The organism is Mesorhizobium sp. WSM4822, assembly GCF_055811155.1.
In genome coordinates, this window is sequence record NZ_JBVVQM010000002.1 from 535040 (window position 1) to 556407 (window position 21368).

Annotated in this window: 21 protein-coding genes; 6 read left to right on the forward strand and 15 right to left on the reverse strand. The window is 63.2% G+C overall.

Annotation, left to right across the window (positions count from 1 at the left end):
* Nucleotides 1–4 precede the first annotated feature (4 nt).
* Entirely contained in the window at nucleotides 5–382 is a 378-nt protein-coding gene (locus AC0L3E_RS07445) for a hypothetical protein (RefSeq protein ID WP_127269664.1), read from the forward strand.
* A gap of 153 nt (nucleotides 383–535) precedes the next feature.
* Nucleotides 536–1558 carry a fatty acid desaturase gene (locus AC0L3E_RS07450; RefSeq protein WP_473604542.1) on the forward strand — a complete coding sequence of 341 codons (1023 nt, stop codon included), beginning with the start codon at nucleotides 536–538 and terminating at the stop codon, nucleotides 1556–1558.
* Between the two features lie 117 nt (nucleotides 1559–1675).
* Here the strand turns inward: AC0L3E_RS07450 and AC0L3E_RS07455 are convergent, their stop codons facing one another.
* The 6 genes from AC0L3E_RS07455 to cysG all read right to left on the reverse strand — a co-directional run bounded on the left by AC0L3E_RS07455 (nucleotide 1676) and on the right by cysG (nucleotide 8313).
* Nucleotides 1676–3280 (reverse strand): GMC family oxidoreductase, encoded by a 1605-nt coding sequence (locus AC0L3E_RS07455; RefSeq protein WP_128309091.1) that lies wholly within the window; start codon nucleotides 3278–3280, stop codon nucleotides 1676–1678.
* 97 nt (nucleotides 3281–3377) lie between these two features.
* Nucleotides 3378–3911, reverse strand: a complete 534-nt coding sequence (locus tag AC0L3E_RS07460; RefSeq protein WP_127271069.1) for a DUF934 domain-containing protein — start codon at nucleotides 3909–3911, stop codon at nucleotides 3378–3380.
* Between the two features lie 207 nt (nucleotides 3912–4118).
* Complete coding sequence (locus AC0L3E_RS07465; protein ID WP_127272509.1) at nucleotides 4119–4883, reverse strand: phosphoadenylyl-sulfate reductase; 765 nt, start codon at nucleotides 4881–4883, stop codon at nucleotides 4119–4121.
* The gene (locus AC0L3E_RS07470) at nucleotides 4858–6528 is read right to left on the reverse strand and encodes a nitrite/sulfite reductase (protein ID WP_127272508.1); all 1671 of its coding nucleotides are present in this window, start codon (nucleotides 6526–6528) and stop codon (nucleotides 4858–4860) included. The genes AC0L3E_RS07465 and AC0L3E_RS07470 overlap by 26 nt, the downstream gene beginning before the upstream one ends.
* A 43-nt stretch (nucleotides 6529–6571) precedes the next feature.
* A complete protein-coding gene (locus tag AC0L3E_RS07475) occupies nucleotides 6572–6865 on the reverse strand; it encodes a DUF2849 domain-containing protein (protein WP_128309092.1) in 294 nt (97 codons plus the stop codon).
* Nucleotides 6862–8313: a siroheme synthase CysG gene (cysG, locus tag AC0L3E_RS07480; RefSeq protein ID WP_473604544.1), complete on the reverse strand. Its 1452-nt coding sequence runs from the start codon at nucleotides 8311–8313 to the stop codon at nucleotides 6862–6864. Before cysG ends, AC0L3E_RS07475 begins: the two co-directional genes overlap by 4 nt.
* A 420-nt stretch (nucleotides 8314–8733) precedes the next feature.
* On the opposite strand from cysG, the gene AC0L3E_RS07485 reads away from it, so the two are divergent.
* Together AC0L3E_RS07485 and AC0L3E_RS07490 are read left to right on the forward strand one after the other, a co-directional pair.
* Complete coding sequence (locus AC0L3E_RS07485; RefSeq protein ID WP_127271043.1) at nucleotides 8734–9183, forward strand: baeRF12 domain-containing protein; 450 nt, start codon at nucleotides 8734–8736, stop codon at nucleotides 9181–9183.
* Nucleotides 9184–9407: 224 nt separating this feature from the next.
* On the forward strand, nucleotides 9408–11204 hold the full coding sequence (locus tag AC0L3E_RS07490) for a cation:proton antiporter domain-containing protein (RefSeq protein ID WP_292334068.1): 1797 nt from the start codon (nucleotides 9408–9410) through the stop codon (nucleotides 11202–11204).
* A gap of 69 nt (nucleotides 11205–11273) precedes the next feature.
* Here the strand turns inward: AC0L3E_RS07490 and AC0L3E_RS07495 are convergent, their stop codons facing one another.
* Nucleotides 11274–12083, reverse strand: a complete 810-nt coding sequence (locus AC0L3E_RS07495) for an AraC family transcriptional regulator (protein WP_127271895.1) — start codon at nucleotides 12081–12083, stop codon at nucleotides 11274–11276.
* Between the two features lie 197 nt (nucleotides 12084–12280).
* Here AC0L3E_RS07495 and AC0L3E_RS07500 point away from each other — a divergent pair, with 197 nt between their 5' ends.
* Entirely contained in the window at nucleotides 12281–13201 is a 921-nt protein-coding gene (locus AC0L3E_RS07500; protein ID WP_128308902.1) for a zinc-binding dehydrogenase, read from the forward strand.
* Between the two features lie 13 nt (nucleotides 13202–13214).
* On the opposite strand, the gene AC0L3E_RS07505 is transcribed toward AC0L3E_RS07500, so the two are convergent.
* Complete coding sequence (locus AC0L3E_RS07505) at nucleotides 13215–13967, reverse strand: SDR family NAD(P)-dependent oxidoreductase (RefSeq protein ID WP_023812510.1); 753 nt, start codon at nucleotides 13965–13967, stop codon at nucleotides 13215–13217.
* A gap of 165 nt (nucleotides 13968–14132) precedes the next feature.
* Between AC0L3E_RS07505 and AC0L3E_RS07510 the strand changes: the two genes are divergently transcribed.
* Entirely contained in the window at nucleotides 14133–14495 is a 363-nt protein-coding gene (locus AC0L3E_RS07510) for a nuclear transport factor 2 family protein (protein ID WP_027037737.1), read from the forward strand.
* A 9-nt stretch (nucleotides 14496–14504) separates the two neighbouring features.
* On the opposite strand, the gene AC0L3E_RS07515 is transcribed toward AC0L3E_RS07510, so the two are convergent.
* The 7 genes from AC0L3E_RS07515 to AC0L3E_RS07545 all read right to left on the reverse strand — a co-directional run bounded on the left by AC0L3E_RS07515 (nucleotide 14505) and on the right by AC0L3E_RS07545 (nucleotide 21321).
* Nucleotides 14505–16766, reverse strand: coding sequence for a transglycosylase domain-containing protein (locus tag AC0L3E_RS07515; RefSeq protein ID WP_127328260.1), 2262 nt, complete (start codon nucleotides 16764–16766; stop codon nucleotides 14505–14507).
* Nucleotides 16767–16915: 149 nt separating this feature from the next.
* Entirely contained in the window at nucleotides 16916–18886 is a 1971-nt protein-coding gene (locus tag AC0L3E_RS07520; RefSeq protein WP_473604545.1) for an acyltransferase family protein, read from the reverse strand.
* A 23-nt stretch (nucleotides 18887–18909) separates the two neighbouring features.
* Nucleotides 18910–19824 carry a hypothetical protein gene (locus AC0L3E_RS07525; RefSeq protein ID WP_473604546.1) on the reverse strand — a complete coding sequence of 305 codons (915 nt, stop codon included), beginning with the start codon at nucleotides 19822–19824 and terminating at the stop codon, nucleotides 18910–18912.
* Between the two features lie 30 nt (nucleotides 19825–19854).
* Nucleotides 19855–20001: a hypothetical protein gene (locus AC0L3E_RS07530; protein WP_013529552.1), complete on the reverse strand. Its 147-nt coding sequence runs from the start codon at nucleotides 19999–20001 to the stop codon at nucleotides 19855–19857.
* Nucleotides 20002–20026: 25 nt separating this feature from the next.
* Entirely contained in the window at nucleotides 20027–20281 is a 255-nt protein-coding gene (locus AC0L3E_RS07535; RefSeq protein WP_013529551.1) for a GlsB/YeaQ/YmgE family stress response membrane protein, read from the reverse strand.
* A 110-nt stretch (nucleotides 20282–20391) separates the two neighbouring features.
* Nucleotides 20392–20595: a hypothetical protein gene (locus AC0L3E_RS07540; RefSeq protein ID WP_127322523.1), complete on the reverse strand. Its 204-nt coding sequence runs from the start codon at nucleotides 20593–20595 to the stop codon at nucleotides 20392–20394.
* A 105-nt stretch (nucleotides 20596–20700) separates the two neighbouring features.
* The gene (locus tag AC0L3E_RS07545) at nucleotides 20701–21321 is read right to left on the reverse strand and encodes a ribonuclease D (RefSeq protein ID WP_095084743.1); all 621 of its coding nucleotides are present in this window, start codon (nucleotides 21319–21321) and stop codon (nucleotides 20701–20703) included.
* Nucleotides 21322–21368 lie beyond the last annotated feature (47 nt).

Here is a 21368-nt window from a genome sequence, read left to right on the forward strand (position 1 = left end):
GTAAATGCGCAAGGTTTCGATCACCTCATCGCTGATAGCGTTTGTCGGCCTCGGCGCCATCACCTTGGCGGCCTTTCCGGCACAAGCAGACAATCTTCAGCTGCAATTGGGCAAACATGGCCCGCGGCTGAAGCTCATGGAAGATTGCGACCCCGCCTACGACGATTGCGAAGGCCCCCGTCGCGACGATCGGCGCGACCGCCGTCAACGAGGCTGCACGGAAGACCGGGCTCTCGACAAGGCAGACCGAATGGGCATCCGCCGCGCAAGGATAGAGTCCGTCGGCCGCCGGGAGATCACGGTCCGCGGCAGACAGGGCGGCGACCGCGTGCGCGTGACTTTTGGCACCGAGCGCGGCTGCCCTATCCTCGATCGCGAATAGCGATCGACCTCAGCGGAAAACCGACGCTCAGAGCCATCAGCAGGTCGATCTGGCGGGTCGGCAGGCTCGATCGCCAAGCCACGCGACAATTACGCACAGTAATTTTGCGTGATGTTGCCTTGCGGCGGCGAGGCACCCCGCCTATGCTTCCTGATGAACATGATTTCCCCTGAGGCGGTCGCCAACAGCAAGCGCGCCTGGTTGAAGATTCTCGCCCGCTACAAGAAGCCTGACAGGCGGCGCAGCGCCGTCGAGCTCGCCATCACCCTCATTCCATTCGCCATACTCTGGGGGCTGTCCTCGGCGGCTTATGCCTACGGCCATTGGTGGGGACTGGTCCTCATCCTCCCCGCGGCCGGGTTTCTGGTGCGCATCTTCATGATCCAGCACGATTGCGGCCACGGCTCCTTCTTCGCCAATCGTTACGCGGACGACTGGATCGGCCGCGCGCTCGGCATCCTGACGCTGACGCCCTACGATTGCTGGCGGCGCGCCCACGCGACGCACCACGCCAGCGCCGGCAATCTTGACGAACGCGGCATGGGCGACATCCGGACGCTGACCGTTGCAGAATACCGGCAGATGTCGTGGCGGGGCCGCCTCGCCTATCGTCTCTATCGCCATCCGCTGGTGATGTTCGGGCTCGGTCCGATCTGGCTTTTCATCTTCGAGCAAAGGCTGCCCGTCGGCATGATGCGCGGCGGCCTGACCCCTTGGGTGTCATCGATGACCACCAACCTTGGCATCGCGGTCGCAGCAGCCATCCTTATCTGGTTCGTCGGCCCGGGCGCTTTCCTGGTGGTTCACCTGCCGATCGTCATCCTCGCCGGTTCGGCCGGCATCTGGCTGTTCTACGTCCAGCACCAGTTCGAGGAAACGGAATGGGCGAAGGATGCCGACTGGGAATTCCAGCACGCTGCCCTGCACGGATCGTCCTATTACGACCTTCCGCCGGTGCTGAACTGGTTCACCGGCAACATCGGTGTCCATCACGTCCATCACCTCTCGGCCAAGGTGCCGTGCTACCGGTTGCAGGAAGTGCTGCGGGATTATCCCGAGTTGCGCGACATAGGCCGGGTTACGCTGCTCGAAAGCCTGCGCTGCGTCAAACTGGCATTGTGGGACGAAAACCGCCGCAAGCTGGTGTCGTTCCGCGAGGCACGGGCGGCGGCTTAAGCAATTCCAGGAGAAGTGTGAACGGTTTTCCAGGGAAAACGCGTAGCGTTTTCCCTGGGCAATTGCGTCACAACAAAAAGACCGCCGCGCCATGGGCGCCGCGGCCTGGAGCTCCGATCAGGCAGCCCTGATCATGTCGGCGGCCTTTTCGGCGATCATGATGGTTGGGGCATTGGTGTTGCCACCAATCAGTGTCGGCATCACCGAGGCGTCCACGATACGCAAGGCTTCAAGCCCGCGCACCTTGAGTTGCGGATCGACCACCGCCATCTCGTCGACCCCCATCCGACAGGAGCCGACCGGGTGATAGACCGTGTCGGCGCGGGTACGGATATGGGTCATCAGATCGGCATCGCTCGGCTCGCCGGCGATGTGCATTTCCTTGTGCCGGTAGCGCGTCAGCGCCGGCGAAGCCAGCACCTGCCGGGTGATCCTCACGCCTTTCAGCAGCAGTTCCGCATCGCGCTGGTCGCCGAGAAAGCGCGGATCGATGCGTGGCGCGGCAAGTGGATCGGCGCTGGCCAGCCCAACCTCGCCACGCGAGTGCGGCCGCAATATGCAGACATGACAGGAAAAGCCGAAACCGTAGTGCAGCGTGCGCGCATGGTTTTCGACCAAGCCGATGACGAATTGCAGCTGCAGGTCAGGGCGCTCAAGCGCCGGGTCGGATTTGACGAAAGCGCCGCTCTCGGCCGACGGCGAGGCGATCAGCCCGGTTCCATCCCGCCGCCACTGCGCGATGTGCCTGAGGAAACCCCACGCGCCGCGCGGGCTCATACCGAGCATATCGGTGTCCTTCGATCTCCAGCCGACGATAAAATCGAGGTGGTCCTGCAGGTTCTTGCCGACGCCCGGCAATTCGTGGACGACGGGAACGCCATGCACGGCAAGTTCGGCCGCCGGCCCGATACCCGACAGCAACAGAAGCTGCGGCGAACCGAAGGCACCACCGCAGAGGATCACCTCGCGCGACGCCTGTGCCACTGCCTCGCCTTTGCGCGTCCGGTAGCGGATGCCGGTGGCGCGCTTGCCGGCAAGGACGATGCCTGTGGCGTGCGCCCGCGTGATCACGGTCAGATTGGTCCGCTGCATCACCGGATGGAGATAGGCGGCGGCAGTCGAACAGCGCTCGCCATTACGGGCGCCACCGGCAAACTGGGTCACTTGGAAATAGCCGGCGCCCTCTTGTTCCGGTCCGTTGAAATCGTCCGAGGCGCGAATCTGGTTTTCGGCACAAGCCTCTATGAAGGCCTTGGCGATCGGCCTCGGCGAGCGCTGGTTCGACACTTTCAGCGGGCCGTCCCCGCCATGCAAGGCATCAGTGCCGCGCTCATTGCCCTCGGCGCGCCGGAAATAGGGCAGAACCTCATCCCACGACCAGCCCTCGCAGCCCAGATTTGCCCATTCGTCATAGTCGCTGCGATGGCCCCTGACATAGAGCATTGCATTGATGGCGCTGGAGCCGCCCAGCGCCTTGCCGCGCGGCTGGTAGCTCTTGCGGCCGCCAAGACCTTGCTGCGGCACGGTCTCGAAGGCCCAGTTGTTGATCCTGGGCCGGCCGGAAAGCATGCCGATAATGCCAGCCGGAGCACGGATCAGCATATCCCTGCCCTCGCCGCCAGCTTCGATCAGGCAGACCGTTTTCGATGGATCTTCCGAAAGCCGCGCGGCAAGCGCACAGCCGGCGGACCCACCGCCGGCTATGACATAGTCGTAACGCATGAAGACCCCTCCCCGATCGTCCACGGATTTTCCATCCGGATGATCAAGAGAAGGCCTGAACACGGCTGATGTAAAGACGCGCGGAATTACCGCAACGTCAGCTGCTGCGAACGCGCCGCCAGGAGTATTTCGGGCCTTTTGGTTCCGGCACGGCGGCTGGCTGGTAGTAGAGCCCCAATCCGCCGGTGCGGCCCTCCTCCAGGCGCTTCAACAGCACCGCATTGGAAATCTCGAACTCGTCGAAGCCTAGCCGCAGCATATGCGGCAGTTGGTCCACCAGCACCTGGCCCGTGGCGCGAACGGCACCTTCGAAATGGTAGCGGCCGCGCAGCAGTTCTCCCTTGGAGAAGGAGCGGCCGTCGCTGAAGGCCGGGAAGGCCAATGCCACCAGCGACAGCTGGTCGAGCAGGTCGGCAATCTTCTCGAGCTGATCACCAGGCTGCAGCAGGACGCCGAGCCGTTCCTTGGCCGAGCGGCGCACCTCCGGATCCAGATCGAGGAAGACTTGCAACGGCAGGATGAAGCGGCCGTTGCCGGACAGCGCATCGGCGCTTTCGGCATGCGTCCACTCATCCTCGTGAAAACCCGCAGGGGTCCAGAGTCGGGTCTCCGCTGTCGTCGGTTCAGTCATCAAAAAGTTCCTAAATAGTCAAACGAACCAAGGATGTGTTGAGATTCAGGTCAGGCTGAGTCGAAAATGGCGGCTTCCGAGAACCGGAGCGGAGCGTACTTATGGCGGCTTCCGAGAACCGGAGCGGAGCGTACTTGAAGTACGTGAGCACCGGAAGCGCAGGAAGCTGCCGTTTGCAGGCCAGCCTAACCTGAATATCAGCATATCCTAAAGGGATGCGTCGGTCAGCGACTTCTCCAGCCCCGACAGGTGAATGCCGCACTCGGTCTTGGCGTGACCGGCCCAGCGGCCGCTGCGCGCGTCCTCGCCCGGCTGCACCGGCTGCGTGCACGGGAAGCAGCCGATCGACAGATAGCCATAGGCGACCAGCGGATTTTCGCGCAGCGCATGCGCGCGCATGTAGTCCGCCTGGTCCGATGTCGTCCAATGCGCCAGCGGATTGATACGGATACGCGGACCGACCGCCTCGAACACCGGCAGCGCCGCCCGCGTCGCGGCCTGAAAACGCTTGCGGCCGGTGAGCCAGGCACGAAATGGCGCGACACCGCGCGCCAGCGGCTCCACCTTGCGCACGTCGCAGCAGGCGTCGGTGTTGCTCTGATGCAGATTGCCCGTCGGGTCGATCCGTTCGAGTGCTGCTTCCTCGGGTTTGATCACCCTTATGTTGGTCAGCCCGAAATCGGCGGCGAGCGCGTCGCGATAGCCGAGCGTCTCCTCGAAATGCTTGCCGGTGTCGAGGAAGATGACCGGCAGCGTCCGGTCGATCTTGGCGATCATGTGCAGCAGCACAGCCGAATCCGCGCCGAACGACGACACCGCGGCGATCTCGTCGAGGAACAGTTCGCGGGCCGAGCGTTCGATGATCTCGATCGGCTTCAGATGACCATAGAGCGCATCGAGCCCCGCCGCTTTGGCGGCGATGCCGTCATCGACGTCTCCGATACGGTCAAGCGGCCTTGGCTTCGCCAGCATAGAGCGCCTCCTTGAACGGCGCGGGACCGACTCGGCGGTAGGCGTCGATGAATTTCTCTTGCGGGTCGAGCCGGAGGCCGAGATAGGTCTCGACAATCTGCTCGATGGCGTCGGTGATCTCTTCCGACGAGAAGCCGCGGCCGATGATCTCGCCGACCGAGGTGTTCTCGTCTGCCGAGCCGCCCAGCGTCACCTGATAGAGTTCGGAGCCCTTCTTCTCGACGCCCAGGATGCCGATGTGGCCGACATGGTGATGACCGCAGGCGTTGATGCAGCCGGAGATCTTCAGCTTCAGTTCGCCGATCTCGCGCTGCCGCTCAAGCGAGGCGAAGCGGCGCGAGATTTCCTGCGCGATCGGGATCGAGCGCGCCGTGGCCAGCGCACAGTAGTCGAGGCCCGGGCAAGCGATGATGTCCGATATCAGGTTGGAATTGGCCGTCGCCAGGCCGATGCCGACCAGCGCATCATAGACCGCCTTGAGGTCGGCGCGGGCCACATGCGGCAGGATCAGGTTCTGCTCATGGCTGACACGCAGCTCGTCAAAGCCATATTTCTCGGCGATGTCGGCGATCGCTTCCATCTGGCTGTCTGAGGCATCGCCGGGCACCTCGCCGATGCCCTTCAGCGAGATCGTCACCGCCGCATAGTCGGGATGGCGGTGCGTCACGACATTCTGGTCGAGCCACTCCGAGAACCCCTTGGAATCGAGCCGCGCCAGCTTGACCGCCTGGTCGCCTTCCGGCCGCCCAGCGAGCACCGGTGGCGCGAAATAGGCCTCGATGGCGCGGATGTCCGCTTCCGGCAGCTTCAGCTCGGCGTCCTTCAACTCCTGCCACTCGGCCTCGACCTGGCGGGTGATCTCCTCGACGCCGGTCTCATGGACGAGGATCTTGATGCGCGCCTTGTACTTGTTGTCGCGGCGGCCATAGAGGTTGTAAACGCGCAGGATCGCCGTGCAGTAGGACAGAAGGTCGGCTTCCGGCAGGAAGTCGCGGATCTTGCGGGCAACCATCGGCGTGCGGCCCTGGCCGCCGCCGATATAGACGGCGAAACCGAGTTCGCCGGCGGCGTTCTTCTTCAGGTGCAGGCCGATGTCGTGGGTCTGAATGGCGGCGCGGTCGCGCTCGGCACCCGTCACCGCGATCTTGAACTTGCGCGGCAGGAACGAGAATTCCGGATGCACCGACGACCACTGGCGCAGGATTTCCGCGTAGGGACGCGGATCGGCGACTTCGTCGGCGGCAGCGCCGGCGAAATGGTCTGCGGTGACGTTGCGGATGCAATTGCCGCTGGTCTGGATGGCATGCATCTCAACGCTCGCGAGATCCGCCAGGATCGCCGGAATGTCCGACAGCGCCGGCCAGTTGAACTGGATGTTCTGGCGGGTGGTGAAATGGCCATAGCCCTTGTCGTATTTGCGGGCGATGTGACCAAGCATGCGCAACTGCTTGCCGTTCAGCGTGCCGTAAGGCACCGCGATGCGCAGCATGTAGGCATGCAGTTGAAGATAGACGCCGTTCATCAGCCTCAAGGGCCGGAACTGGTCCTCGGTGATCTCGCCGGCAAGACGACGCTGCACCTGGTCGCTGAACTCGGCGACGCGGGCCTGGACAAAATCGTGGTCGAACTCATCGTAACGGTACATGCTTGGTCTTTCAGGGCGCGTCCGCCCATGCCTGGTGTCTTGGTTATGCTGCCCGCGCAGCCTGCTTGCCGAGATCGTTGCGGATGGTCGGGCCGGCGGCGCGGATCTTCTCGCGCAGCCGCACCGGTTGGACGACACCGTTGACGACTTCAGCGTCGATCAAATTGACGTCGACCACTTCGTCGGCGGCATAGGCCTTGGCGCCGATCGCCTCGAGCCTGTCCTCGGCTGCCTTGTCATGGGCGAGGTCGGCATGGTCCACCGTCTCGGCCCAGCCGCCATCGGCGTACCAGACGGCAATGCCGTCGGTGAGGCGGTTGGCGGTCAGTATCTTCATGGCTGAACTCCTTCGGCGACCGAACTGGAAGCACCTTCATGCCTGTGTGCCGCCAGCGGCTCGGATCGCTCAAAATTGGCGCCGGCGACCGCATCGCCGATGATGGTCATGACCGGGCCGGAAAGATCGGCGCGCGCTTCCAGCGACGGCAGGTCGGCAAGCGTGCCGTGGAAGCGACGCCGGTTGGCGAGGCTGGCATTCTCGACCACGGCCACCGCGGTGTCCGGCGACAGACCGGCCTCGATCAGCCGTCCGGCAACCTCGGCGGCCACCGAGCGGCCCATATAAACGGCGACGGTGGCGCCGGAAATGGCGAGCTTGGCCCAGTCGGGCAGCGAATTGCCCTTGAGGTCGTGGCCGGTGGTGAACACCATCGACGAGGAGACACCGCGCAAGGTCAGCGGCAGTTCGAAATCGGCGGCGGCGGCAAAGGCCGCGGTGACACCCGGAACCACCTCATAGGCGATGCCGGCATCACGAAGTGCCGCCATCTCTTCGCCGGCCCGGCCGAACACCAGCGGATCGCCTGACTTCAGCCGCACGACACGCTTGCCTTCACGGCCAAGCTCGACCAGCAGCGCATTGATCTCAGCCTGGCTCTTGGTGTGGCAGCCCTTACGCTTTCCGACCGGCAGGCGCTCGGCATCGCGGCGACCCATGGCAACGACCGCCTCGGGCACCAGCGCGTCATGGACGATGACATCGGCTTCCATCAGCAGACGATGGGCCCGCAAGGTCAAAAGATCCTCGGCGCCCGGACCGGCGCCAACCAGCGCGATGTGACCGCAAGCGGGCGTGTCCGACAGCAGAAGATCGACGGCAGCGTCATGCGCCTGCGAAAGCTGGCCGGCTTCGGCCGCGCGCGCAGGAGCGCCAGAGAAGAAATCATTCCAGAAGCGGCGGCGGGCATTGCCTTTCGGCAGCAGCTTCTCGGCAGCCCCGCGAAACGACGCCGCAAGAATTGCCAGCGGCCCGAGCGACTGCGACAGCATGCGGTCGATGCGGCCGCGCAACATCTGGGCAAGCACCGGGCCTGCACCTTCGGTGCCGATGGCGATGGCGACCGGCGCGCGGTTGACCAGCGCCGGGGTGAAGAAATCGCAAAGCTCAGGCCGATCGACGGCATTGACCGGAATGCCTAGGCGGCGCGCATCCGCAGCCACCCGACGGTCGAGTTCCTCGTCGCCGCTGGCGGCAAACACCATGATCGCGCCTTCGAGCTGCGATGCGTCGTAAGCGGCGGCAAAATGGCTCGCGCCGGCCTGGGCGATGAAGGCGAGCAGGTCGGGCTCGGCGTGTTCCGCGATGATCCGCAGGACCGCGCTCGACTGTCCGATCAGCCGCGCCTTGGCCAGTGCCTCTTCGCCGCCGCCAACGATGGCCACGGCTTCGCCCTCGACCCGCATGAACACGGGGAAGGCGCTGAGCTTGGGAGCAGTGTGCGACATGGACGCGAGCGGAATCCTGAATGAGCTTGCAGTTCTACGCGCGGGCGCGAGAAACCAGAAGGAACGCACTCGCGCATCCCTTGTCGGGATGCAATTGCTTTTCTGAAAGCATCCCAGCCAAGAGAAAAATATTTCTCGTTTACGGATGGAGCGGATTCAAGCTGCTGTCGCAGGCCTTGTTTTCCGGGTCTTTTAGCGCCCGGGAAGAAAAGCCGCAAAACTGTTTTTTCTAAATTCTACCAAATTAGTAGATTAAAGCCGCGAACTCTGGACAGCCAGAATGTTCAACGCCGACACGGCTGCCGCCTGGAACATTAGTGGCTCGGGGCGCGTTCTCAAAAGGCCTGTCATATCGGATCGAAACCCCGGCTGCGGAACGCCACGAAAGGCCACCACGCGGCTGAAAAGGAGCCTGTCATCATGAACACAATCATACTCAAGCACGGTATCTGGGTCATGGTGGCCGATGGCGAGAAGGCGCTTTTCCTCAGGAACGCCGGCGACAACAAATATCCGAATCTCGAGGTGGTGCAGGAAATACAGCAGGACAACCCGCCCACCCGCGAGCAAGGCAGCGACAGCCCGGGCCGATACAATGATGGTCCCTCCGTCCATCGCAGCGCAGTCGAGGATACGGACTGGCACCGCATCGGCAAGGAGCGTTTCGCCGATGAAATCGCCGCCCGGCTCTACAAGCTCGCGCATGACGGCGAATTCAACGAGATCGTGCTCGTCGCACCGCCAGTGGTGCTTGGGACAATGCGCAAAAAGCTGCACAAGGAGGTCGAGGACAAGGTGACCGCCGAAATTCCCAAGACATTGACCAACCATGCCATACCGGAAATCGAGGCCCTGCTGCGGGCAGGCTGATCATTGTCGATCGGCCCTGACGGATCGAGACGAATAGCACCGCACAAATTCCGATCCGGCCGGCAGCTTCTCAGCTGCCGGTCAAATTTTTGCGGCGGCGCCGTCGATTTCACGGATTCGCGGGTTGCATCGCCGACATACCATCCACCATATTGCAAAACAGGCGGCGGCTTTGGGCGGCGCTCATCCAACATCGCTGTTTTTTGAAAGGCGCTCCATAGACAATGCCGCATGACACGCCCCTTATCGCCACCATCGTCGCCGGTCTGGGGCTGGCTTTCATCTTCGGGGCTCTCGCCAACCGCTTCCGTATCCCGCCGCTGGTCGGTTATCTCGTAGCCGGCGTGCTGGTCGGGCCGAACACGCCTGGCTTCGTCGCCGATGCCGGCCTTGCCAACGAACTGGCCGAAATCGGGGTCATCCTCCTGATGTTCGGCGTCGGATTGCACTTCTCGTTGAAGGATCTTCTGTCGGTGCGCGCCATAGCCGTGCCGGGCGCCGTCGTCCAGATCGGCTTTGCCACCGCACTCGGTGCCGGGTTGTCGTGGATGCTCGGCTGGTCGATGGGCGCGGGACTGGTGTTCGGCCTGGCACTATCGGTCGCCTCGACGGTCGTGCTGCTGCGCGCTCTGCAAGAGCGGCGGATGATTGAGACCGAGCGCGGCCGCATCGCTGTCGGCTGGCTGATCGTCGAGGATCTGGCCATGGTGCTGGCGCTGGTGCTGCTGCCGGCGCTGGCCGGCGTGCTCGGCGGCCAGGAGCAGACCGACGCCCATGCAAGCGGGCTGCTGTCGCTGCCGGCCAGCTACGGCATCTGGGGCGTCGTCGGCATCACGCTGGCCAAGGTCGCCGCCTTCGTCGTCGTCATGCTGGTGGTCGGCCGCCGGGTCATCCCCTGGATCCTGCACTATGTCGCCCACACCGGCTCGCGCGAGCTCTTCCGGCTGGCGGTGCTTGCCATAGCGCTCGGCGTCGCCTTTGGCGCGGCCAAACTGTTTGGGGTCTCACTGGCGCTGGGCGCATTCTTCGCCGGCATGATCATGAGCGAATCCGAACTCAGTCACCGTGCCGCCGAAGAATCCTTGCCGCTGCGCGATGCCTTTTCCGTGTTGTTCTTCGTCTCGGTCGGCATGCTGTTCGACCCGTTCAGCCTGATCAGCAATGGCTGGCCGATCCTGGCAACGCTGGCCATCATCGTCATCGGCAAATCGCTGGCGGCGTTCGTCATCGTCGTTGCCTTCGGCTATCCCCTGGCCACCGCATTGATGATTTCGGCAAGCCTTGCCCAGATCGGCGAATTCTCCTTCATCCTGGCCGAGCTCGGCGTCGGGCTGAAACTGTTGCCCGAACAAGGTCGCGACCTCATTCTGGCCGGCGCCATCCTGTCGATCGTCCTCAACCCGCTGATGTTCCTGGCCATCGACTGGATGAAGCCGTGGCTGGAACGGCGCGCCGCCAGGACGGCACCGCCGGTCGAAGCAAAACCGGTTGGTCCGGCGACGGAGCCGGGCCAGGTGGCCTCTGTCGCGGCAACGGCGAAAAGGGAGGACGGGCCGCCGCCCAAGACGGCACTCACCGGCCATGCCATCCTGATCGGCTACGGCCGTGTCGGTGGCCTGGTCGGCTCGGCGTTGAAAGACGCGGCACTGCCCTTCCTGGTCATCGAGGACGCCGACAAGACGCTGGCGAGGCTGAAAGCGGACAGCATCGAGACCGTCGCCGGCAATGCGGCCAATGCCGAAGTGTTCGCCGCCGCCAATCCCGAAGGCGCCAGCCGGCTGATCCTTGCCATCCCCAATGCCTTCGAAGCCGGTCAGATCGTGCTCCGAGCCCGCGCCGCCAACCCTGGCATCAACGTCATCGCCCGTGCCCATTCCGATGCCGAGGTCGAACATCTCAAGGGTTTGGGCGCCGATACGGTGATCATGGGTGAACGCGAGATTGCGCGCGGGATTGTGGAAGAAGTTCTCGGTTCCAAACCGGAGTTGAGGCGCGAAACCGCCGAGCCGTCGGTGGCCTGAGTCCCAAGCCCAAGCTGCACTCGCGCGCGCTGGCAACGTGATCGGCTCGACCCAGCCTTCAAGTGAGCATTACGCCACGAATGCAGAGCCGCCATTTTGCGCGATACCACTGAGGTATTTGGCCGGCGGCTTCCCAAGCGCCTTCTTGAACATGGTGATGAAGGCCGTGACCGAACCATAGCCGAGATCGCCCGAGACTTGCTGGACACTCTTGCCGGACGCCAGTTCCCGAATTGCAACGATCAAGTGCAATTGCTGGCGCCAGCGCCCGAAACTCAGCCCTGTCTCCTTTGTCACAAGGCGGGCGAGGCTGCTCTCGCTGAGCGCCATGCGCTTGGCCCAGTCCGCCAGCGTACTGCGGTCGGCAGGGTCTTGCGCCAACGCCTCGGCGATCCTGTTCAAGCGCGGCTCGGATGAGATCGGCAGGTGCAATTGCTGGACAGGCATGCGTGGCAATTCGGTGAGCAGCATTTTGGTCAAGAGTTCGCCCCTCGCCTCGTCGTCCTGCAGCCGATCGGAAAGCTCGATGATCAATTCGCGCAGCAGTGGCGAGATCGAAAGCGTGCAGCACCGCTCCGGCAGGTCGGCCGCTCCCGGCTCTATGTAGACGAAAAAAATCCGGGCGTTGGCGGTTGCGACATTGCTGTGCTCCATGCCGCCGGGGATCCACACCCCGCAATGCGGCGGCACCATCCATAGACCGCTTGGAACGCGGCATGTGACGCCGCCGCCGAGCGCGAAGACGAGCTGGCCTTTGCGGTGCCGGTGGGCGGGGACTTCCGCTCGGGTGTCGGGGATGTCGACGCGCACGGCAATCGCCAACGCGGAAGGGTCATCCACATCGAGATCAAGCCAGGGGTAGCTGAGGGGCCGTCTCATGATTGACTGCTATTAGCGATGAAACGCCATGATAGCTAAATTCTTTAACCGCGGAAGTCGATAGGCTCCGGTTCGCGCAGGGTTGATCTCGTGACGCTGCGCGCCATCGCCGGTATGGCTCGCTACCTACGTGGGTACTCAGCTTGCCGTGCTTTCCAACGCAAGCTGGCACCGACAAGCCAGCAACAAGGTACGCCATGCTCGCCCTGGTCATCTCTCCCGAAAGCGCGACCGGGTTGAGGCTCGCCGACGTCGCCGAGCCTCAACCGGCCTCGAATGAAGCGCTTGTTTCGGTCCACGCGACTTCGTTGAATCGCGGCGAACTGCGCCTGCTTGCCATACGCCCCAAGGGCTGGATACCCGGCCAGGACATTGCGGGGATTGTCGAACGAAGAGCAGCCGATGGTTCCGGGCCAACCGTCGGCGCCCGGGTTGTCGCGTTGGTCGACGAGGCTGGTTGGACCGAACGCATCGCAGTCCCAACCGACCGTCTCGCCGTCCTGCCGGATGACGTCAGCTTCGTTTCCGCAGCCACGCTTCCTGTCGCCGGTACGACGGCGCTGAGGACTCTACGCCATGGCGGGGACCTCGCCGGCCAGCAGGTCTTGATCACCGGCGCAAGCGGTGCGGTCGGTCGTTTCCAGATCCAGCTCGCCCGCCATCAGGGCGGATTCGTGACCGCTGTCGCCGCCGCCCGGCACGCTGAGGATCTCCGCGGCCTCGGAGCCAGGCAGGTTGTCGAAGCGATAGACCTGGCCGAGGGGCCGTTCTCGCTGATTACCGAGTCGGTTGGCGGCCAAAGCCTCGCATGCGCGATCGAACGCGTCGCCCCTGGCGGGACCATCGTCATGTTCGGTTCGAGCAGCGGCGAACTAACGCCCGTCGGATTCCGCCAGTTCGTTCCGGATCATGAAGGAGCGAGGCTTCAGACCTTCGCCTACTACACATCCGGTCCAGGCATTGGCGAGGACATCGCCTCGCTGCTCGCTCTGGTCGCAGCCGGCCGGCTCGAAACACGCGTGGCCTTGACCGTGCCATGGACAGACATCGCCCAAGCGCTGGACGCACTGCGACAGCGCAGCTTCAGCGGCAAGGCCGTTCTCACCATAACAGGATGAGCATCCTGTTTTGTCACACGTGCTGGCCGCCATTGATGTGAATTTCCGAGCCCGTCACATAGGACGCCTGCTGCGAACACAGGAAGAAGATGATGTCGGCGACTTCGGCCGTGGTGCCAAGGCGCCTGAGAGGGATGGTCTCGACGATCTTGTCAGTGCCCGGCGACAGGATCGCGGTGTCGATCTCGCCGGGCGCAATGGCATTGACGCGGATGCCGTGCGGGCCGAAATCATGCGCCATCTCGCGCGTCAGCGAGCCGAGCGCCGCCTTCGATGTGGCATAGGCCGTGCCGGCAAAGGGATGCACGCGGGTTCCCGCGATCGAGGTTACGTTGACGATCGAGCCCTTGGCCGCCGCCAGCTCCTTGAACAGGCCGCGCGCCAGCATGATCGGCGCGAAGAAATTGACCTGGAACACGTCGCGCCAGACATGCATCGGCGTGTCGATCGAATCCATGCGGCTGTTGCCGTCCTTGAGCTTCGGCGAAATGCCGGCATTGTTGACCAGCGCATGCAACTGGCCGCCATGCGCTTCCAGCCGGTGGCGGATTTCGGAGACGGCGATGCCGACATCCTCCTGATCGGCGAGATCGACCTTGATGTGGTCTTCCGGCCCGGCCGGCCACGGGCAATCCTCGGCGAAAGCCTGCCTGGAGCAGGTGATGACGCGCCAGCCCTCGCGCGAAAAACGCTTGACGGTGGCGTGGCCAATGCCGCGGCTGGCGCCGGTCAGCACGATGGTCTTTCGGGTGTCGAGCTCAGTCATTTCAAGGTCTCCGGCCGGCAGATGTAGCCGAACGCCGCCGAGGTGGCGAGAGGCCGAAATGTCACCATTCACCTCAGAGGAGGAACCGGGAAGCCGGCTCGCCGTTGGTTCGGGAGTTGCAGGACAGGGCGCGGGGTCTCAGATCAAATCAATCGGGACAGAGCCATGACGCAGACAGCACCCCTCGACATAGCAACCGCCTTCACCAAGGCGTGGACAAGCCACGACCTCGAAAAGGCAGCATCCTTGGTCGCCGACGACGTCGTCTTTGATGGGCCGATGCAGCAATCGACCGGCAAGAAACCCTATCTCGAGGGCCTGACCAAACTATCACAGGATGTGACCGGTGTGCGCATGATCGCGGCCTTCGGAGACGATCATCAGGCGCTGCTGATGTATGACTTGATGACAAAGTCGTCCGGCGCGCTTTCCTGCGCCAAGCACCTCACCATCAGCGATGGCAAGATTCACAGCGACAAACTGACCTTTGACAGCAAGAAGTTGGGCAGCGCCAAGCCACGGAATTAGCGGATCGGATCAGCCGCCAAGGAGGTCGAGGATCGAGGTCTGCCGCTTCTTGCGCGGACCGCCGACGTCGCCTGGCGGCACCGGGTGTTTGACCGACGCGGTGGCGCCGTCATCCTCCGGCATGGAGGGACCGTCGGCATCGACAGTTTGGGCGGGACGGGCCGCGCGGACCGGCGCTTGGGCAACCGGCGCTGCTGGCCGCGCCGGTGCCTGCTGACCGACCGACGTCGACGGAACCGGCGCCGTGTTGTTCGCCGAGGGTATCTCGTCGGGGACGATTGTGTCGGCCGGCGTCGATTTCCAGGTGCCGGGCAGCGGCCGCACCGGCACACCCTCGTGGGCCGCAACCATGAACTCGTGCCAGGCCTGCGCCGGCAGTGCGCCGCCGGTGACCTTCTTCATCGCGCTGCCATCATCATTGCCGAACCACACACCAGTGGTGAGGTTGGCGGTGTAGCCGACGAACCAGGCGTCGCGCGAATTCTGACTGGTGCCGGTCTTGCCGGCCGATGGCCAGGCGAAAGCCGCTTTCCGGGCAGTGCCGATCTCAACCGTGCCCGTCATCATCGAGTTCATCATGCCGACGATCTCAGGCTTGACGACGCGCGGCGCGCTGCCGCCGCCGCTGTCGTAAAGCACTTTGCCCTCGGTGGTCGTCACGCGCCGGATGAAATGGATGTCCGGCTTATAGCCGCCATTGGCAAAGGGGACATAGGCCGAGGTCAGCTCCAGCGGCGTCACTTCCGAAGTGCCGAGCGCGATCGAGGTGTTGGCTATCAGGTCGGACTGGATGCCCATGCGGTGCGCCGCCTCGACAACCGCGTTCGGCCCGACCTCCATGGTCAGTTGCGCCGCCACCGAGTTCAGCGACTTGGCCAGCGCGGTGGCCAGCGTCACCTTGCCGAAATACTTGCCGCCGTAATTGTCGGGTGTCCAATTGCCGATCTTGATCGGCGCATCGTTGCGGATGCTGTCGGGCGTGCGACCGGCTTCGAGCGCGGCCATATAGACGAACGGCTTGAACGCCGAGCCCGGCTGGCGACGTGCCTCCGAAGCACGGTCGAATTGGCTCGTCGAATAGTCGTAGCCGCCAACCATGGCACGCACCGCACCGGAATCGTCGATCGACACCAGCGCGCCCTGTGTGACGTTGAGCTTCTTGCCGCTCTCGTCGATCAGTCTGCGGATCGACTGTTCGGCGAGCTTTTGCAGGTTGAGGTCGACGGTGCTGTCGATGACGATGTCGCCGCGCACATCGCCGATCAGGTCGGGCAATTCCTCCATGATGGTGTCAGCGACATAATTCTCCGAGCCGGTCCAGTAGGACGGCGCGCGCGTTGCCGGCGCGCTCATCGCCGAGGTCATTTCCTTGGCGCTGATCTTTCCCTCGTCACGCATGGCGGCAAGCACCAGTTGCGAGCGTTCCTCGGCGGCCTTCGGATCGCGTGCCGGGGACAGCCGCGACGGCGCCTTCAACAGGCCGGCAAGCAATGCGGCTTCCGACAGGGTGACGTCGCGCGCGCTCTTGCCGAAATAGCGGCGCGAGGCGGCCTCGACGCCATAGGCGCCGGAACCGAAATACACCCGATTCAGGTACATTTCGAGAATCTGGTCCTTGGTGTGCTTGTGCTCCAGCCACAGCGCCAGCAGCACTTCCTGCACCTTGCGTTCCAGCGTGCGGTCGGGTGTCAGGAACAGGTTCTTCGCCAATTGCTGGGTCAGCGTCGAACCGCCCTGCGAGAAACGCCCGCCAAGCACATTGGTGACCATGGCGCGCGACAGACCGATCGGGTCGATGCCGAAATGCGAGTAGAAGCGCCGGTCCTCGATGGCGATGACGGCTTCCGGGATATAGGGCGACATCTCATGCAGGCCGACGGCCTCGCCGCCGCTCATGCCGCGATTGGCGAGCAATTGGCCATCTGCCGAGACGATCTTGATGTTGGGGGCGCGGTCGGGAATCGACCAGGTCGTCGCCGCCGGCATCTTGGCGCCATAGTAGACGACGATGCCGGCCACCGCGATGCCGCCCCAGATGGCGAACACGAAGCACCAGTAGAACAGCCGGCCGAGCACACCGAACAGGCCGCGCCGGCTTCTGCCGCGCTTGGCCCGCGACGATTTCCCTTTGGCCGGCTTGCGTTTTGCGGAGGCTTTGCGATTGCTCGGCACGACGCGATCCTCCTCGTTCACCGAAAGACCCGCCGAGGACCGCGCCTGCGGCGGCCCCTCGAAACTGGGTTCGATGCGACTGTCTCTGCGGTTCGCCATGCGCTGTGCTTGATATCCCCGATGCCTATGGCGTTCGGGTTGAAGAGTAGATGCGGCGGTTTAAAGGCGGGTTAAGTCGTGTTCGAATGCCGGCCCTGGCGTTGGTCAACGATGTCGATGCGAAAAAGCCGCTACGCCTTGATATCTCGCTAGAGACCCGCCGCCTTCGCCAGATAGGGCGCCAGCGCCAGCGCATAGGTGGCCGTCATATGGTGATGGTCGCGCCAGACGATGATGTTGCCGACCACGGCCGAACAGCTGTCCTTGCCACATAAGGCATCGTTCATGTCAACGACACGGACCCCTGGCAATGCCCCTGCGGCGAGGGCGAAGACATCGCTCGTCTCCACCTCCTGTCGCGCGTTGACGCATTTGTCGGCATCGGCGGCCAGGCAATCACCGGGATCGAACTTGACGAAAGGCGTGTTCCGAATGGCGATAATACGCACGCCCGTTCTGTTCAAGTCGCTCCAGATGCTGCGCAAACCGTCGATCATTGCCGGCTCCGGTGTGTCGGAATAGCGAGACTGGCTGGTGAACATCAGGTCTGGCCGCAATTTCCTGATCTCGGCGAGAACGTTGTCGCGCCATGTTGCGCAGGCCTCATACGGCTTACCTTCATCCGTCACCGCGGCAAGGGTGAAAGGGCATGCAGCCTTGGTGAAGGTGACCAATTTCCACTTGCGGTCCCTGGCAATCTTGTCGATGGCCGGGATCCATTGTGCTGCGTGTGAATCGCCTGCGACGACAATGGTTCTGGTTCCCTGGGGATCGCCGAGCTGGCAGCCCACAGCTTGCGTGCTGTCCTGCTCCTGATGGCATTTCAGTCGATAGACGATCGGTACGTCACGCCTGAGTTTGCCGAGGGATGGCAGCAGTTCCACGTCGCGCGGAACCGAAGCGTTGGCAAGCAGCGCTGCCGGCCCTGGATAATTCGGTGTTCCGATCAGGCTGATATCGACGTCTTGCCTGTCGAGCGCATAGCCGAGCCCACCCGACACCATCACGCATACGGCAACGGCGGCAGTGGCATAGGCCAGAGGTTTCCGTTCCGTATCCGACCGCGGCTGCCGGCAGCGCTGTTCGACATATCGGTAGGACAAATCCGAGATTGCCAGCGTCAGGGCGATCAGCACGACACCTGCAAGGAGCCCGGCGGCGGGGCGATGCGCCGAATAGAAAACAACCAGCGGCCAATGCCAGAGGTAGATCGAATACGACCGGTCGCCGACATAGCAAAGGATGCTGGCGTCAAGCCCGCGAAACCGGCCTAGTTTGATGCCGCCGGCGGCAATGATGAGCACCGTCCCCAGGGTCGGCAGCAACGCAACGGCGCCAGGAAATGGCGTCGAGGCCGAAAAGAAAAGCGCTGAAAACCCGATGGCGCCAATACCGGTCATCGCCATTGCGGCGCGCAATGGCAGCCCTGCCCTGAACCGATGGACCGTCAGCGCCAGCAGGCCACCAAGCGCCAGCTCCCACAGACGGGTATGGGTTACGAAATAAGCGGCGGCCGGATCGCTCCGGGTGATGACAACCGAGCTGATCAGCGATCCGGCAAAAACCGCGGTCAGCCCCACGAGGAATACGTCTTTCGCTGGCCGCCCGAGACGGCGCGCCAGCCAAAGGCCCGCCACCATCAGCAATGGCCAGACGATATAGAACTGCTCCTCGATGGATAGAGACCAGTAATGTTGTACCGGGCTCGCCGCCTCCTCGGCGCCGAGATAGTCGACCGCCTGCCAGGCAAGCCGCCAGTTCTGCACATAGAGCGCACTGGCAGCGACCTGGATTGCCGTCTCTTCCCAACGTGCCATGGACAGGAAGACCAGCGTTCCTGCGAGCGTGGCTAGAAGGGCCAGGATCGCAGTCGGCAGCAGTCGCCGCACTCGCCGCGAATAAAAGGCCATCAGCGAGATGCGGCCGTCGCGCAGCGCCATGCGGGCAAGCAGACCGGTGATGAGATAGCCCGAGATGACGAAGAACACATCGACTCCGACATACCCGCCAGGAAGAACCGCGGGCCAGATGTGGAAAACCACCACCAGGGCAACGGCAATGCCACGGAGCCCCTGGATTTCAGGCCGCAATGCAACAGGCCCCTCAGCGTCTTCTGTCAACACCACCCGCCTCAGACCTGATTTCAGATGGGCTCGAACTTCACATCCGGCTGGTCAGGACCGCCGGCTTGCCGCAACAGCGCGAGAATGTGTTCGCCCCTGTCAACCTGCTGTCGTCTCCAGTTGGAGGCGTTCGTCACATGCAGCCAGCCATCGACCACCATGAAAAAATCCTCGGATGGGTCATGTCCCGCGCCGAAGCGAAGCGATTTGTTTTCAGCGAACCGAACCATCGCCGGGTCGATCGACCTGTAGAGCACCGGCCAGTTGCCGCCGCCGGAATCCATATGAAACTTGTAGCTCGGGGCGAAATCCAGCCGCCGCCGCAACAGGCTTCCATCGAAAAAACAGAAGCCGGGCCACAGGAACCAGCCGCCTGGTGTCGGCGTATCGCGCCGCACGCTGCCGTATAGGCTCTTGCCCTCCATTCGGTCGCGGATCGAAAATGGTTCAGTTGGAAAGATGTCATGATCGATGAAGCCGAAAAGCTTCGGCCCGAACCCAGGCAAGAAATTCCGCACGATCCAGTTGAGCGCTTGACCGTGCGATCTGCTGACGACCAGCCTGTTCTTCGGCAATGCCACATAGGGGACATGCTGGCGACGGCAGAGATCGCGGATTGCTTGCCTCGCCTCGTCCTTCTTGCTGTTGTCGAAGACGATGTAGCTCTCGTGCTCGGCCAGGTATCGGCGCACCAGGTGGATCTGCCATTCGATCATTTCGGGCCGGTTGAAGGCCACGGTGGCGACTATGCCATCGCGAAATACCTGCTCTTGCCCCTGCAAATCGAAGACCGGCGCGGATGCTCTCAGGAAGCGAAACACCCGCCAATGATAGCGCAACAGCGCTTCGCGCCTTGGCGGCCTGTTCAGCCTCTCCCATTCCGCAACGGTAATTCTGGGCTGATCGACGTCTTCCGGAGCGTCAGAAGCCACCATGTCGTGCTCCTGCATGTGCCGTTCGACGGCTCAGTTCTGCTGGATCGAAATGCCCTTGTCGTCGATCTTGAGCTCGACGCCCTTGGGTTTGGTCTGCTCGCGATAGACGTAGATGCCGAGCGCAATGACCACGACGACGAGCGCGCCAATGACGAGATAGAGCGTATTCTGTTTCATGGCGCGCTCTTTGCGTTGTCGAGCCTCAGGCTCGTTTCAGGACCTTGACCAGCACCAGCAGGATGATGGCGCCGATGGTGGCATGGATGATCGCGGCGAGAGTGCCGCCGCCGATGGAAAATCCGATCCTCGGAAACAGCCAGCCGGCGATGAACGCGCCGACGATGCCGACGATGATGTTGCCGATAAGGCCGAAGCCGAAACCGGAAACGATAAGACCGGCGAGCCAGCCGGCGATGGCACCGATGATGATGAAGACGAGCAGGCTTTCGACACCCATAGAGAGTTCCTCCGAGCAAGAGGGCGACGGCGGAACGGAAAGCTCCGAATCGGCCTCGATATCAACGGCTTCAGGCTATTCGAAAGCGACCAGCCTCACCAGCGGCGCACTCATTGATCGTCATCGTCGCTTGCGGCAGGGCGCCAGCTGGTCGGCTCGACCTTCTTTTGCGTGTGACTGTCGATATAGACCCACCAGCCGTCGTCGCGATATTGCGCGATGGATTCGTTGATCACGCCGTCGCTATCCTTCCACGTGACGGAGACCTTGGAGCCGTCTGTCGGCGCGGTCACAATCGGCTTTCTGTCCGCCATGTCATCATCCCCCAATTGCACCGACAAAACTAAGCCGACAGAACGCCGCAGCCCGCATCCGGTTCCAGCCGGTACCGGCTGGAAGATGTGCTGGCCGGACGACCGTCAGCTGTGGGCAAAGATATCCTCTTCGTCCCAGCCCATCAGGTCAAGCTTGGCACGCGTCGGCAGGAAGCGGAAGCAGGCATCGGCCTCCTTGGTCCGCCCATCGCGCGCCAGGCGTCCGGCGAGCACATCGCGCAAACGGTGCAGATAGAGCACGTCGGAAGCGGCATATTCGAGCTGTTCGGGCGACAGCGTCTCGGCCGCCCAGTCCGACGATTGCTGCGCCTTGGACAGGCCGACGCCGAGAAGCTCGAAGCAGATGTCCTTCAGCCCGTGGCGGTCGGTGTAGGTGCGGGTCAGCCGCGAGGCGATCTTGGTGCAGAACACCGGCTCCGGCATCACGCCGAACGCATTGTAGAGCACGGCAAGATCGAAGCGTCCGTAGTGGAACAGCTTGGTCACGCCACGGTTCCGCAGCAGGCTGACGAGGTTCGGCGCCTTCTTCTGGCCAGGCGCGATCTGGATGACGTCGGCCGTGCCGTCGCCGGGCGAAATCTGCACCACGCACAGCCGGTCACGATGCGGATTGAGCCCGAGCGTCTCGGTGTCGATGGCCACTGCCCCGACATTGTAGTGCGAGAGGTCGGGCAGGTCGTTTTTATGGAAACGGATATCGGCCATTGTCTTCTCCGGTCGAGCCTACAGTGTCCCCTGACCCGCAAGGGACG

Bases quoted from the DNA above. Each gene is read 5' to 3' on its own strand.
- AC0L3E_RS07545 (WP_095084743.1), bottom strand. From the start codon at position 21,321: ATGGCCGATATCCGTTTCCATAAAAACGACCTGCCCGACCTCTCGCAC.
- AC0L3E_RS07485 (WP_127271043.1), top strand. From the start codon at position 8,734: ATGAACACAATCATACTCAAGCACGGTATCTGGGTCATGGTGGCCGAT.
- AC0L3E_RS07540 (WP_127322523.1), bottom strand. From the start codon at position 20,595: ATGGCGGACAGAAAGCCGATTGTGACCGCGCCGACAGACGGCTCCAAG.
- AC0L3E_RS07505 (WP_023812510.1), bottom strand. From the start codon at position 13,967: ATGACTGAGCTCGACACCCGAAAGACCATCGTGCTGACCGGCGCCAGC.
- AC0L3E_RS07490 (WP_292334068.1), top strand. From the start codon at position 9,408: ATGCCGCATGACACGCCCCTTATCGCCACCATCGTCGCCGGTCTGGGG.
- AC0L3E_RS07535 (WP_013529551.1), bottom strand. From the start codon at position 20,281: ATGGGTGTCGAAAGCCTGCTCGTCTTCATCATCATCGGTGCCATCGCC.
- AC0L3E_RS07515 (WP_127328260.1), bottom strand. From the start codon at position 16,766: ATGGCGAACCGCAGAGACAGTCGCATCGAACCCAGTTTCGAGGGGCCG.
- AC0L3E_RS07475 (WP_128309092.1), bottom strand. From the start codon at position 6,865: ATGAAGATACTGACCGCCAACCGCCTCACCGACGGCATTGCCGTCTGG.
- AC0L3E_RS07495 (WP_127271895.1), bottom strand. From the start codon at position 12,083: ATGAGACGGCCCCTCAGCTACCCCTGGCTTGATCTCGATGTGGATGAC.
- AC0L3E_RS07445 (WP_127269664.1), top strand. From the start codon at position 5: ATGCGCAAGGTTTCGATCACCTCATCGCTGATAGCGTTTGTCGGCCTC.
- AC0L3E_RS07500 (WP_128308902.1), top strand. From the start codon at position 12,281: ATGCTCGCCCTGGTCATCTCTCCCGAAAGCGCGACCGGGTTGAGGCTC.
- AC0L3E_RS07460 (WP_127271069.1), bottom strand. From the start codon at position 3,911: ATGACTGAACCGACGACAGCGGAGACCCGACTCTGGACCCCTGCGGGT.
- AC0L3E_RS07450 (WP_473604542.1), top strand. From the start codon at position 536: ATGAACATGATTTCCCCTGAGGCGGTCGCCAACAGCAAGCGCGCCTGG.
- AC0L3E_RS07525 (WP_473604546.1), bottom strand. From the start codon at position 19,824: ATGGTGGCTTCTGACGCTCCGGAAGACGTCGATCAGCCCAGAATTACC.
- AC0L3E_RS07465 (WP_127272509.1), bottom strand. From the start codon at position 4,883: ATGCTGGCGAAGCCAAGGCCGCTTGACCGTATCGGAGACGTCGATGAC.
- AC0L3E_RS07510 (WP_027037737.1), top strand. From the start codon at position 14,133: ATGACGCAGACAGCACCCCTCGACATAGCAACCGCCTTCACCAAGGCG.
- AC0L3E_RS07455 (WP_128309091.1), bottom strand. From the start codon at position 3,280: ATGCGTTACGACTATGTCATAGCCGGCGGTGGGTCCGCCGGCTGTGCG.
- AC0L3E_RS07530 (WP_013529552.1), bottom strand. From the start codon at position 20,001: ATGAAACAGAATACGCTCTATCTCGTCATTGGCGCGCTCGTCGTCGTG.
- cysG (WP_473604544.1), bottom strand. From the start codon at position 8,313: ATGTCGCACACTGCTCCCAAGCTCAGCGCCTTCCCCGTGTTCATGCGG.
- AC0L3E_RS07470 (WP_127272508.1), bottom strand. From the start codon at position 6,528: ATGTACCGTTACGATGAGTTCGACCACGATTTTGTCCAGGCCCGCGTC.